General features: G+C 67.3%; 15 protein-coding genes. 10 read left to right on the forward strand and 5 right to left on the reverse strand.

The annotated features are described in order from the left end of the window. Positions 1-50: 50 nt before the first annotated feature. Positions 51-1373 (forward strand): dicarboxylate/amino acid:cation symporter, encoded by a 1323-nt coding sequence (locus SPHPHY_RS0109755; protein WP_022686498.1) that lies wholly within the window; start codon positions 51-53, stop codon positions 1371-1373. Between the two features lie 44 nt (positions 1374-1417). Here SPHPHY_RS0109755 and SPHPHY_RS0109760 read toward each other — a convergent pair whose 3' ends face one another. Beyond that, positions 1418-2926: a YifB family Mg chelatase-like AAA ATPase gene (locus SPHPHY_RS0109760; RefSeq protein ID WP_022686499.1), complete on the reverse strand. Its 1509-nt coding sequence runs from the start codon at positions 2924-2926 to the stop codon at positions 1418-1420. Positions 2927-3016: 90 nt separating this feature from the next. On the opposite strand from SPHPHY_RS0109760, the gene SPHPHY_RS0109765 reads away from it, so the two are divergent. The 7 genes from SPHPHY_RS0109765 (at position 3017) to SPHPHY_RS0109795 (ending at position 7492) form a co-directional block, all read left to right on the forward strand. Then, the gene (locus tag SPHPHY_RS0109765; protein WP_231370396.1) at positions 3017-3301 is read left to right on the forward strand and encodes a hypothetical protein; all 285 of its coding nucleotides are present in this window, start codon (positions 3017-3019) and stop codon (positions 3299-3301) included. 87 nt (positions 3302-3388) lie between these two features. Next, on the forward strand, positions 3389-3523 hold the full coding sequence (gene rpmH / locus SPHPHY_RS0109770) for a 50S ribosomal protein L34 (protein ID WP_028056723.1): 135 nt from the start codon (positions 3389-3391) through the stop codon (positions 3521-3523). Positions 3524-3570: 47 nt separating this feature from the next. Continuing rightward, positions 3571-3918: a ribonuclease P protein component gene (gene rnpA / locus SPHPHY_RS19860; RefSeq protein WP_051148301.1), complete on the forward strand. Its 348-nt coding sequence runs from the start codon at positions 3571-3573 to the stop codon at positions 3916-3918. Continuing rightward, positions 3915-4127 carry a membrane protein insertion efficiency factor YidD gene (yidD, locus tag SPHPHY_RS0109780; RefSeq protein ID WP_022686501.1) on the forward strand — a complete coding sequence of 71 codons (213 nt, stop codon included), beginning with the start codon at positions 3915-3917 and terminating at the stop codon, positions 4125-4127. The genes rnpA and yidD overlap by 4 nt, the downstream gene beginning before the upstream one ends. 18 nt (positions 4128-4145) lie before the next feature. Further along, on the forward strand, positions 4146-5849 hold the full coding sequence (gene yidC, locus SPHPHY_RS0109785; RefSeq protein WP_022686502.1) for a membrane protein insertase YidC: 1704 nt from the start codon (positions 4146-4148) through the stop codon (positions 5847-5849). Beyond that, the gene (yihA, locus tag SPHPHY_RS0109790) at positions 5846-6496 is read left to right on the forward strand and encodes a ribosome biogenesis GTP-binding protein YihA/YsxC (RefSeq protein WP_022686503.1); all 651 of its coding nucleotides are present in this window, start codon (positions 5846-5848) and stop codon (positions 6494-6496) included. Before yidC ends, yihA begins: the two co-directional genes overlap by 4 nt. Before the next feature lie 318 nt (positions 6497-6814). Continuing rightward, positions 6815-7492 (forward strand): glutathione S-transferase family protein, encoded by a 678-nt coding sequence (locus tag SPHPHY_RS0109795; RefSeq protein WP_022686504.1) that lies wholly within the window; start codon positions 6815-6817, stop codon positions 7490-7492. A 2-nt stretch (positions 7493-7494) separates the two neighbouring features. On the opposite strand, the gene SPHPHY_RS0109800 is transcribed toward SPHPHY_RS0109795, so the two are convergent. Then, entirely contained in the window at positions 7495-7926 is a 432-nt protein-coding gene (locus SPHPHY_RS0109800) for a cupin domain-containing protein (RefSeq protein WP_022686505.1), read from the reverse strand. A 14-nt stretch (positions 7927-7940) separates the two neighbouring features. Here SPHPHY_RS0109800 and dapE point away from each other — a divergent pair, with 14 nt between their 5' ends. Next, positions 7941-9074: a succinyl-diaminopimelate desuccinylase gene (gene dapE, locus SPHPHY_RS0109805; RefSeq protein ID WP_022686506.1), complete on the forward strand. Its 1134-nt coding sequence runs from the start codon at positions 7941-7943 to the stop codon at positions 9072-9074. Here the strand turns inward: dapE and SPHPHY_RS0109810 are convergent. From SPHPHY_RS0109810 to SPHPHY_RS0109820, 3 genes are read right to left on the reverse strand one after another with little or no spacing between them, the layout of a single operon-like run. Then, positions 9057-9590: a Smr/MutS family protein gene (locus SPHPHY_RS0109810; protein WP_028056724.1), complete on the reverse strand. Its 534-nt coding sequence runs from the start codon at positions 9588-9590 to the stop codon at positions 9057-9059. The genes dapE and SPHPHY_RS0109810 overlap by 18 nt on opposite strands. After that, positions 9565-10872, reverse strand: coding sequence for a murein transglycosylase A (locus SPHPHY_RS19865; protein ID WP_022686507.1), 1308 nt, complete (start codon positions 10870-10872; stop codon positions 9565-9567). The genes SPHPHY_RS0109810 and SPHPHY_RS19865 overlap by 26 nt, the downstream gene beginning before the upstream one ends. 26 nt (positions 10873-10898) lie before the next feature. Further along, positions 10899-11543, reverse strand: coding sequence for a Tim44/TimA family putative adaptor protein (locus SPHPHY_RS0109820; RefSeq protein WP_022686508.1), 645 nt, complete (start codon positions 11541-11543; stop codon positions 10899-10901). 208 nt (positions 11544-11751) lie between these two features. Between SPHPHY_RS0109820 and secB the strand changes: the two genes are divergently transcribed. Then, positions 11752-12249, forward strand: a complete 498-nt coding sequence (gene secB / locus SPHPHY_RS0109825) for a protein-export chaperone SecB (protein ID WP_022686509.1) — start codon at positions 11752-11754, stop codon at positions 12247-12249. Positions 12250-12258 lie beyond the last annotated feature (9 nt).

Raw genomic sequence — 12258 nt, forward strand, 5'->3', positions numbered from 1 at the left:
GACCCCGCGGCCGCAATCCCCTTCCTAGCGTCCACGAACGGGAGCAACGAATGGCCAAGCGGCTGACCTTCTACATTCTTGCCGGGCTGGTCCTCGGGCTGGTCGTCGGGCTGGTGCTGAACGGCTGGCTCGACGATGGTTCCCCGGCGGCGCAGGCGCGCCTGACCGAGATCGCCGGCTATTTCTCGATTCTCACCTCGATCTTCCTGCGCCTGATCAAGATGATCATCGCGCCGTTGGTGTTCGCGACGCTGGTGTCGGGCATCGCGCAGATGGGCGACACCGCGGCGCTCGGGCGGATCGGCGCGCGCAGCCTGGCGTGGTTCATTTCGGCCAGCCTGCTGTCGCTCAGCCTCGGGCTGTTGATGGTCAACGTGCTTCAGCCCGGTGTCGGCATCGGGCTCACGTTGCCCGCCGCCAGCCAGTCCAGCGGGCTGGAAACGGCAGCCTTCAACCTCAAGGACTTCTTCACGCACATCGTGCCGGCCTCGATGGTCGATGCCATGGCGAAGAACGAAATCCTGCAGATCGTCGTGATGTCGGTCTTCGTCGGCGTCGCGATCACCGCCGTGGGCGAGAAGGCCGCGCCGCTGGTCAAGGCGATTGACGCGCTGGTGCACGTCATGTTGCAGGTCACCGACTACGTGATGCGCGTCGCGCCGATCGCGGTGTTCGCCGCAGTCGCGGGCACGCTAACCGAGCGGGGACCGTCGGTGATCGGGCAGCTCGCCTATTTCATGGGCAGCTTCTACCTTACGCTGCTGGTGCTATGGGCGGTTCTGCTCGGCATCGGCTTCCTCTTCATCGGATCGCGGATCCGCGAACTGATCCGTTACGTCCGGGAACCGTTGCTGGTCGCCTTCTCGACCGCCTCGTCCGAGGCGGCCTATCCGCGGATGCTGGAAGCGCTCGATCGCTTCGGCGTGCCGCCGCGGATCGCCAGCTTCGTGCTGCCGCTCGGCTACTCGTTCAATCTCGACGGCTCGATGATCTATATGACCTTCGCGTCGATCTTCATCGCGCAGGCTTACGGCATCGACATGTCCGTCGGGCAGATGATCACGATGCTGCTCGTGCTGATGGTGACCAGCAAAGGCATCGCCGGCGTCCCGCGCGCCAGCCTGGTGGTGATCGCCGCGACGCTTCCGATGTTCAACCTTCCGGAGTCGGGGTTGCTGCTGATCCTGGCCATCGATCACTTCCTCGACATGGGCCGCACCGCGACCAACGTGATCGGAAACGCCGTGGCCAGCGCTGTGATCGCGAAATGGGAGGGCGGGCTGGACCCGCGCGAGTCCCCGGTGATCGCAGCGGGCCCGGCGCCGTCGGGGGACGGCCCGGTGCGCGGCGTTGAAAGCTTTCGCGACGTCTGAGGTTTGCCCGCGAAGACGCGCTCTTTCTGCGCTTCCGGCTGACCTCAGTTTCGCGGCGGCTGCCGGCGGTAACTCAGCGCCTCGGCGATATGGATGCGGCCGATCGTGTCCACCCCTGCGAGGTCGGCGATGGTGCGCGCCACGCGCAGGATGCGGGTGTAGCCGCGCGCCGAAAGCTTCATCGCCACCGCGGCCTGCGCGAGCAGCGCGCGACCGGCTTCGTCGGGCGTAGCGAAGCGATCGAGCAGCTCGCCATCCAGCTCGGCGTTCGTCCGCGCGCCGCTGTGCGCCAGCCGCGCCGTCTGCACCGCTCGCGCTGCCGCGACGCGCGCGGCCACCTCGACCGAGCCCTCGGCAGGTGGCGGCAGCGCCAGATCGACCGCGCTGACCGCCGCAACCTCGATATGCAGATCGATGCGGTCGAGCAGCGGGCCCGAGACCTTGGCCTGGTAATCCGCCGCGCATTTCGGCGCACGCGCGCACGCGAGGCTCGCGTCGGCCAGATGCCCGCAGCGACACGGGTTCATCGCCGCGATCAGCTGGACGCGCGCCGGATAGGTCACGTGCGCATTCGCACGCGCGACGCTCACCGTACCACTTTCCAACGGCTGACGTAGCGAATCGAGCACGGCGCGCTGGAACTCGGGCAACTCGTCGAGGAACAGTACGCCGTGATGCGCGAGGCTGACCTCGCCCGGCTTCACCTTCAGCCCCCCGCCGGTCAGCGCCGCCATGCTGGCCGAATGATGCGGGCTGCGGAACGGACGATCGCGCGTCAGCGTGCCGCCGGCCAACGTGCCGGCCACCGACTGCACCATCGACACCTCCAGCGCCTCGGCAGGATCGAGCGGCGGCAGTATTCCCGGCAGGCACGCCGCCATCAACGACTTGCCCGCCCCCGGGGGACCGACGAACAACAGGTTGTGCGCACCCGCGGCGGCGATCTCCAACGCGCGCTTCGCCACTTCCTGCCCCTTCACCTGCCGCAAGTTGGGGCCGGCGCGCGCCGAGACCACCTCGCCCGGCCGCGGCGCGGCAAGCAGGCCATGCCCCTTGAGATGGTTGAGCAATCCGAGCAGATCGGGCGCGGCAAGCACCTCGATGCCACCGCTCCACGCCGCTTCCGATCCTTGTGCGGCCGGGCAGATCAGCCCCCGCCCGGTCTCGGCGGCGTGCAGCGCGGCGAGCAATACCCCCGGCGACGGTGCCAGCCGCCCGTCGAGCCCGAGTTCGCCGACCACGACATAATCCGCCAGCGCCTCGGCATCGACCACTCCCATCGCCGCCAACAATCCCAGCGCGATCGGCAGGTCGAAATGCGAGCCTTCCTTGGGCAGGTCCGCCGGCGACAGGTTCACCGCGATCCGCTTGGGAGGCAGTGACAATCCCATTCCGGCGATGGCGCCACGCACGCGTTCGCGGCTTTCGCCCACCGCCTTGTCGGCCAGCCCGACGACGTTGAAGGCCGGCAACCCGGCAATCAACTGCACCTGTACCTCGACGCTACGCGCCTCCAGCCCCAGATAGGCTACCGTCGATACGATCGCGACCATGTTCCCCCCAGCGCCCGCCATGCTCATAGCGCCTTTGCCGTGCCGGGGAATGGTCCGCAGTGACTTGCAACTGCAACACACCGCCGCCACATGACCCATATGAGGCACCGGCATCCCGCCAGGCGATATGGACAGCTCGCGCTGGGCGGCGTCCTGCTGCTGGTCGCCGCGATCATCGCGCCGCTGCCCGGCCCGGGCGGGATATTCCCGATGGCGGCGGGGCTGGTGCTGATCCTCCGCAACTCGGCGCGTGCACGCGGCTGGTTCGCTCGGGCCAAGCGGCGCTGGCCGCGCGCCGGCGGTATCGTCGATCTCGCCATGCGCCGCCGCAGCGCCTTGCGGCGACGCGCACGCGATCGTGCTGCCCTGCGTTGACTTCGCCGCGGCCCTCCCCTAACGGCGTTCTTCTTTCGGGCCGTCCGCTTGGGCGGCCTTTCGACATTCGATTTCGGGACATGAACGATGAAGCGGACCTTTCAGCCGAGCAATCTGGTGCGCGCCCGCCGTCACGGCTTCCGCGCGCGGATGGCCACGGTCGGCGGCCGGGCGGTGATCCGGGCGCGTCGCGCACGCGGCCGCAAGAAGCTGTCGGCGTAATCACGACGGATACCTGCTCGCCCGCGACTCGCGTCGCGGTCGGGCGCATGACCAGGCGGCCGGATTATCTGGCCGCAAATGCCGGGCGTCGGGCTCCGATGCCCGGCTTCGTGCTTCTGGTGAACCCGCGCGACGACGGCGACGCCGCGATGCGCATCGGGATCACCGTCACGAAGAAGGTCGGCAATGCGGTGGTCCGCAATCGCATCAAGCGGCGCTTTCGGGCGCTGGCACGCGAAATGCTGCCGGAGCACGGCCTTTCCGGGGCGGACCATGTCCTGATCGGGCGTGGCGCGGCGCTGGAGCGCGATTGGGCGACGTTGCGCACCGATCTGGCCAAGGCATTGGCAAAGGCGCGTAGCGGCGCGTCGACCCCGTTCAGGGCGAAACGATGATTGCGCGCGGGCTGATCCTGCTGGCACGCTGCTGGCAGCTCGGCCCATCGTTGCTGCTGCCGCCATCGTGCCGGTTCCAGCCGTCATGTTCCGCCTATGCAATCGAGGCCCTTCGCCGCTATGGCGCGAGCAAGGGCAGTTGGCTGGCGGTGCGCCGGATCGCGCGCTGCCACCCCTGGGGCGGGCACGGTCATGATCCGGTGCCATAAGGAAAGCGTGGGACGCTGGTGAAGGACGAGAGCAAGAACTTCGTGCTGTTCGCGGTGATCGCGGCGCTGATCCTGTTCGGATGGCCGCTGGTCCAGAGCCGCTTTTTTCCCACCGCGAACCCGCCCGCGACCAGGATGGTCGATGGAAAGAACAAGCCGCTGCCCAACCCGGCTGCGGACCCGACCGCCGATTCGCCTGCCGCACTGCGCGACCGTAAGATCGTGCTGGCCGAAAGCCCGCGCGTTCGCATCGATACGCCGGCATTGAAAGGCTCGATCAACCTGAAGGGTGCGCGGATCGATGACCTCGTCCTGACGCGCTATAACGAGACGGTGGCGAAGAACGCGCCGCCGATCCGCCTGTTCTCGCCCGCCGGGACGCAGGACGCCTATTTCGCGGGCTTCGGCTGGCGAAACGAAGGGCTCGCCCCGCCCCCGGCGGATTCCGTCTGGACCGCGTCCGCCCCGGTGCTGTCGCCGGGCAAGCCGGTGACGCTGACCGCCGCCAACGCGCAGGGTCAGCGCTTCGCGATCGAGATCGCGGTCGACAACGATTACCTCTTCACCGTCAAGCAGACGGTCGCAAACGGCGGCGCAGCGGCCGTGCCGGTCGCAGCCTATGGCCTGGTCAACCGTGTCGGCGTGTCGAAGGACCCGGACAGCTGGACGATCCACACCGGCCCGATGTCGGTCAGCAACGACGCCGCGCACTACAATCCGAACTTCAAGGACGTGGACAAGGCACCGACCAAGTTCACCACCACCGGCGGATGGTTGGGCTTCACCGACAAATATTGGCTGGCCGCGCTGGTACCGGATCAGTCTCGTGCCTTCGACGGCCAGTTCCGTGCCGGCGCCAACAGCGCCTATCAAGCCGACTTCACCACTGCCGGGCAAATGCTGCCGCCGGGTCGTCAGCTGACTCAGACCGCCAAGCTGTTCGCGGGCGCCAAGGAAGTGAAGCTGCTCGACCGCTACACCGACAGCGGCCAGGTCGTGAAGCTCGACTATGCGATCGACTGGGGCTGGTTCCGCCTCGTCGAGAAGCCGATCTTCTATTATCTCGACTGGCTGTTCCGTCTGATCGGAAACTTCGGCGTTGCGATCATCATCCTGACGCTCACGATCCGCGCGCTCGTCTTCCCGGTCGCGCAGCGCCAGTTCGCCAGCATGGCGGCGATGCGTGCGCTGCAGCCGAAGATGAAGGCGCTTCAGGAGCGCTACAAGGATGACAAGCAGCGCCAGCAGCAGGAAGTCATGGCGCTCTACAAGGCGGAGAAGGTCAATCCGCTCGCCGGTTGCATACCCACGCTTATCCAGATTCCGATCTTCTACGCGCTGTACAAGGCGCTGATGCTGACCATCGAGATGCGGCACCAGCCGTTCATCCTCTGGATCAAGGATCTGTCCGCACCCGATCCGGCGACGATCCTGAACCTGTTCGGCTATATCCCGATCACGCTGCCGCACTTCCTCGCGATCGGCGTCGTGCCGGTGCTGCTCGGGATCTCGATGTTCTTCCAGTTCCGCCTGAACCCGACGCAGATGGATCCGGCGCAGCAGCAGGTGTTCGCGATCCTGCCGTGGGTGCTGATGTTCGTGATGGCACCGTTCGCGGTCGGGCTGCAAATCTACTGGATTACCACCAATTGCATCTCGATCATCCAGCAGAAGTGGCTTTACAGCCGCCATCCGCAACTGAAGAACGCACCCGCGAAGTGAGCGACGTACAACCCCTGTTCGACGAGGAAACGCTTGAGGTGGCGCGCAAGCGCTTCGCCGGTCGGGTCGAGTTCCTGAAGTCCGCTCCGGCGCTCAACTTCCTGCCGTCCGACGAGGTGCCGGAAGTGGCGTTCGCCGGGCGGTCGAACGTCGGCAAGTCGTCGCTACTGAACGCGCTGGTCGGCCGCAAGGCGCTGGCGCGTACCTCAGTTACGCCGGGACGGACGCAGGAGCTCAACTTCTTCGATGTCGGCGAGCCGCTCGCCTTCCGTCTGGTCGACATGCCAGGCTACGGCTTCGCCAAGGCACCCAAGGATATCGTCAAGAAGTGGCGCTTCCTGGTGAACGATTATCTGCGCGGGCGGCAGGTGCTGAAGCGCGCGCTGGTGCTGATCGACAGCCGCCACGGCATCAAGGAAGTCGATCGCGAGATCCTGGAGATGCTCGATCGCGCCGCGGTCAGCTATCGTATGGTCATGACCAAGGCCGACAAGGTGAAGGCGACCGACCTTGCCGCCATCGTCGCCGCGACCGAGGCGGAGGCGCGCAAGCGCCCCGCCGCGCACCCCGACATCATCGTCACTTCCAGCGAAGGTGGAATGGGTATTCCCGAACTCCGCGCGGCGGTTATCGAGGCGATCGGCTGACGGCGGCGTGGCAGGCGGATGACGGGCGCGCCGCAAGGGCGGCGGCGATCTGCTGGCGCAACACCTCGGACCGGCTCGGCGACGGTGTGCTGGGCATGAAGACGAAGGTCGGGGCCTGAACGAATGCGGGAGTCATCGCCGACAAGGCCGCATCGTGGGAGAGAAGCTGGGCCATCGAAAATGCTCCTTGGGGAAACCTGTCTTCATACGGCCTAGCCGTGGATGCCTGCGATCCGATGTACGCCGGCGGTTAATGCGGCGGTCGTCTTTATCGCGAGCGACGTTGCCCCGCGCCGCATTGCCGCTTAACCCGGTGGCATGAAGCTCATCATCGGTAACAAGGCCTATTCCTCCTGGTCGCTGCGCGGCTGGCTCGCCTGCCGGCAATCGGGGCTGCCCTTCGAGGAAGTCGTCGTCCCGCTTTATGACCAGGAATGGGATCGTCGCCGCGAGGGCGACGAGTTCGCACCGTCCTCGGGCAAGGTGCCGATCCTGTGGGATGGCGACGCCGTCGTCTGGGACAGTCTGGCGATCGTCGAATATCTCGCCGACAAGGTCGGGCGCGAACGCTTCTGGCCCCTCGACGATGCGGCGCGTGCGATGGCGCGATCGATGGCGGCGGAGATGCACTCCAGCTTCGCCGCGCTGCGCCGGAAACACACGATGAACATCCGGCAGATCTACGCGCCGGTCGCCCCCGACGAGGACGTGCAGGTCGAACTGACGCGAATCTTCGAGTTGTGGGCGCAGGCGCGCGCGCGATTCGGTGGCGTCAGCGGACCCGATGGCGGCGACTTCCTGTTCGGTGCGTTCGGTGCCGCCGACATCATGTTCGCGCCGGTCTGCACGCGGATCGCCACCTACTCGCTACCCACCCCACGCTTCGCCGCCGCATACGTCATGGCCGTGCTGAGCCATCCGTTCATGCAGGACTGGATTGCCGCGGCGCAGGAAGAGGATTGGGTGATCGAGAAGTTCGAACAACCGGTAATCTGATGTCAGGCTTGCGTGTAACCGTCATCGGGCGACCAGCGCATCGCGATGTCGGGGTAATGGACCGTAGATCGTTCGGGCAGGCTGACCGCGAACAGCACGCAGGGCGTGTCACCGGTGTTGCGGATATGGTGCGCATTGGCATCGCCCTTGCGGAACACGGCGACCTCGCCTGCCGACATCGCATGTTCGCCGGCATCGTCGACGAGCGTCGCTGTGCCCGACAACAGCACGACGATCTCGTCCTCGCCTTCGTGCCAATGGCGCTGCGACGACCAGCCACCCGGCGGCACCACGACATGCGTCGCGACGAAGTCTTCCAAACCGGCCGCGGCGGACAGCCTGCGTACCAGCCGGCCGGACACGGCGTCGGCGAACGGCGGCGGATAGTCGCTGCCCCGCGACGCGGAAATAGGCTCGATCGTAAGTTTCGGCATCGGATGCTCCTTTCATGACCGACGTTGTTCAACTCGCCAGCGCACTGATCGCTGCCGAAAGCGTCACGCCGGCGCGCGGGCGTGTTTTCGAGGTGCTGGAAGCGGCGCTGATCCCGCTCGGCTTCGCGGTCGAACGGCGCATCAGCGGCGAGGCACCCGACGGCCCGGTCGAGAACCTGCTGGCCACGCGCGGAGCGGACGGTCCGCATCTTGCCTTCGCCGGCCATGTCGATGTGGTGCCTCCGGGGGGCGGCTGGCGCGACGATCCGTTTGCGCCGCAACGCCGCGACGGTCTGCTGGTCGGGCGCGGCGCGGTGGACATGAAGGGCGCGATTGCCGCCTTCGTCGCCGCCGCGGGCCGCGTTCCCGCCGACGCAGGCCGACTGACGCTGATCATCACCGGCGACGAAGAAGGTCCGGCGACCTTCGGCACCGTGTCGCTGATCGAGCGCATGCGCGAGCGCGGACTGATACCGGACCTGTGCCTCGTCGGCGAGCCGACCTCGGTCGCGGCGCTTGGCGATATGGTGAAGATCGGGCGACGCGGCTCGGTCAACATCTGGATCGAGGTCCCCGGCCGCCAGGGCCATGTCGCCTACCCGCATCTGGCCGACAACCCGATCCCGCGCCTCGTCGCGATGCTCGCCGAGCTGGAAGCGCTCGTCCTCGACTCGGGGAGCGACTGGTTCCAGCCTTCCAACCTCGAGATCACCGACATCACCGTCGGCAACCCTGCAGCCAACGTCATCCCCGCTCGCGCGAGCGCGCGGATCAGCATCCGCTTCAACGATCTGCACCGCGGCGCCGATCTCGCGGCGCGCGTCGCGGCGATCGTCCACCGCCACGCACCCGATGCGATCGTCACGCCGCGGATCTCGGGCGAGGCGTTCCTGACCGAACCGGGCGCGCTGTCGTCGTTGGTGTCGGCCGCGGTGCTGGAGGTGACCGGCCGCACACCCGAATTGTCGACGACCGGCGGAACGTCCGACGCGCGCTTCCTTCGCGCACTTTGTCCGGTAGTCGAGTTCGGGCTGCTCAATGCGACGATGCATAAGGCAGATGAAGCGGTCGCGATCGCCGATCTCGAGCAACTCGCGGACATCTACACGCGCATCATCCAGCGCGCCTGCTCAGCGCCGACGGCGTAACACCACGTAGAGCGCGCCCGCGCCGCCATGCCGCGGGTGCGCATTGCGGACGGCGGCGATCGCACCGGAATAGCCGGAGAGCCGCAGCCAGTCGGGGATCGCCGCGCGGATCGCGCCGCGTGCGTGTGGGCGCTGGCTTTCCGGGCGCGGCGGCTTGCCGGTGACCAGCAGGATCACGCGATCACCGCGCATGATCGCTTGCGCCAACCCCAGCTCCAGCGCCGCGTGCGCGCTAGCCAATGTGTGGCCATGCAAGTCGATGGTACGATCCGGCGCAACCACGCCCGCTGCCAGGCGCCGATCCCAACCGCCATCGAGCGTATGACCGGGCTCGCGCCGCGTCATCGTGGGCGCGGGCGCCGTCGTCAGCTTCAGCACCGGACCATTCGTCGAAGGAGCCAAAGACACACGATCGGCAACCGGAGCCGCCAGCTTGCGGCCCGGCATCGCGCGCACGGTTGCGCGCACGCGCGCCCACAGCGCTTCCTCGTCAGGGCCGAGGCGTCGACCCGACACTCGCCTGCCCCATCCCGCGCAGCGCGCGCCAACGCTCGTAACTACCACGCGGCAACAACAGGAACGCAGTCCCCCGCGCGCTCATTCCGCCCGCGATCGCACGCGCTTCCTCGCCCGCACCCCAAAAAGTGTCGAAGCGGTTGCTGCCCTTGATCGCGCCGCCGGTGTCCTGCGCGATCCAGATGCCGTTGGCGTCGGTGCGATCCATCGACAGGAACACCGGCGCGCCGAGCGGCACGAACTTCGGATCGGCCGCAACGGTCGCGCCACCGCTGACCGGCAGGCCGAGCGCTCCTTGCGGGGCCCCGTTCAGTTCACGGAAGAAGACGTAGCTCTTGTTCTCGCGCATGATCGCGCGGCCTTCTTCGGGATGCGCGTGCAACCAGGCGACGATCCCCTGCATCGACGACTGGCCGGGGCCGAGCAGCCCGCGGCTCTTCATCAGCGCACCGATGCCGGTATAATCGCGGCCATTCTGCGTGTCATAACCGATCCGCAGCACCCCGCCCTCGTCGAGACGAATGAAGCCCGAACCCTGCACCTGCAGGAAGAAGAGCTCGACGGGATCGGCGGCATAGCCAAGGATCGGCGCCCGCCCGTTCAGCGCCCCCTCCTCGATCGCGGTCCGATCGTGATAGGGCACCAGCGCCTGCCCCTGCACGCGTCCGCGAACTTTCTTGCCGGTCCACGTCGGGGAAAAGGCACCGAGGTCGACTTCGATCAGGTCGGTGGGGCGGCCGTAGATCGGAACGTAGCCCGATCGCGGCTGGCGCGATCCGGCGATCTCCGGGATATAATAGCCGGTGGCGAACGCCCGGCCGTCGGCGACCTGCACCGCTTCGAACCAGCGGCGGAAGAACGACACGGCATCGCGCGCATCGGTACGTGCCGCCTCGGCGCATGCGGGCTGCCAGTCGCTGCCGAGCGTAAGACCGGAAGTGTCGATACGACGCACAAGGCTCGGGCAGGAAATGCGGAACGCGTCGAGTGCGGCCCCAGCCTGCGCCGCGTCGAGCGGAACCGTCGACAGGTCGTTCGCCGGCAGCAATCCGGCCAACGCCGCGTTCGCGGCACCGGGCGCTACGACCGCAGGCAGCGCCGACAGCGGAACGGATGCCACCGGCTGCCGGGCCGGACGTGGACGATCCGCTGTCGTGGCTGGACCAGGCACCGCGGAAAAGGGCCGACCGGTAGGACCCGGCGGCATCGAACGGCCACCCGGCCCAACGCATCCGGCCATCATGAGGGCGCCCGCCAGCGCGAGCGTCGCTTTCGTTCGCATCCCGCCCCCGTTTATATCGTCGACGATCAGGCTTCGTCGGTGTCGGCGAGGATCCAGTTCGGATCGGAAGCGCGCACGGTGCGGACGAACGTCCATACGTCGTGCGTTTGTACCGCATCGCTCGTCGAGCCACCGATCACGTTGCCGTCTGCGTCGCGGGTCACAGCTGCGATGTCGGCATCGAAGCGCACGGCGACGCGCGCCTCGCCTCCGGCGATGCTGGCCGAGACGATCGTGGCATGCTCGATCGCGATCAGGCGATTGTCGAGGACCTGCCCCTGCCCGCGCCGCGCCTCGATCGCCTCGACGAACGCGGCATGGACGTCATCGCTCACCAGATCGCGCAATGCGCTTTCGTCGCCGCGCCAATACGCCTCCAGAATCATGCGGTACGCCGACTTGGCGCCGTCGAGGAAGCGAGCCACGTCGAACTGCGGTTCGGCGGCGACGATCGCGCGCAGGCCCGGCTCGCTCGCGCTGTCAAACGGCTTCGCGCCAGTTTCGCGCGCCTCCGTCGTCGTCTCGATCGTGCGCGGCACTGCCACGACACCGACGCGCTCCTCCGCAGGCTTGGGCAACGGCTGTTCGTGGCCGGAGCGTTTGCCCAGAACCGAGTAGAGCCGCAGGGCCAAAAAGCCGGCGACCATGGCAAGCAGGACAACGTAGAACACGGCAACTCCAGTAGTCTGGTATGCGTACATAGGCGCGCGGGCACCGAACATCAAATCTCCCGACCGGTCCATTGTATCCTTGCCTGCCGCGATCCTTCCTCTCGGGCCGCATCCATGTCGCGCATTGTGTCCGGCGCGGGGCGCTGCTAACCGCGCCACACTTCGCGTGGCGCGTGCGGGCGCCCGCTGCCTGACAGAGGGGATGACCATGGACGAACTGGACAATGCCGGCGGTGAACCGCTGGCGAACGGCGCCGACACGCTGCCGGCGGCTGGCCTGATCTCGCAATATGTCAAAGACCTGTCGTTCGAGAATCCGAACGCGCCGGCCGTTTATCAAGAGGCGCAGCCGCCCGAGATCAACGTGCAGTTCGATATCGGCGCCGCACAGGTGGCCGACGAAGTGCATGAAGTGACGCTGAAGATCGAGGTGCGCGCCACCACCGGCGGCAAGACCGCGTTCATCGCCGAATTGTCCTATGCCGGGCTGTTCGGCTTGCGCCACGTGCCGGCGGAGCATGTCCAGCCGTTCCTGCTCGGCGAAGGGCCGCGCCTGCTGTTCCCGTTCGCGCGCCGCGTCGTCGCCGATGCGATCCGCGACGGTGGCTTCCCGCCGCTGCTGCTGGAGCCGATCGATTTCAACGCGCTGTTCCTCCAGCAGGCACAGGCACAAGGCGTGCAGTTCGGCGCCGAAGGTCAGGCCTAAGATCCCGAC

Origin of the sequence: Sphingomonas phyllosphaerae 5.2 (assembly GCF_000419605.1) — a bacterium.
GTDB lineage: Bacteria > Pseudomonadota > Alphaproteobacteria > Sphingomonadales > Sphingomonadaceae > Sphingomonas > Sphingomonas phyllosphaerae_B.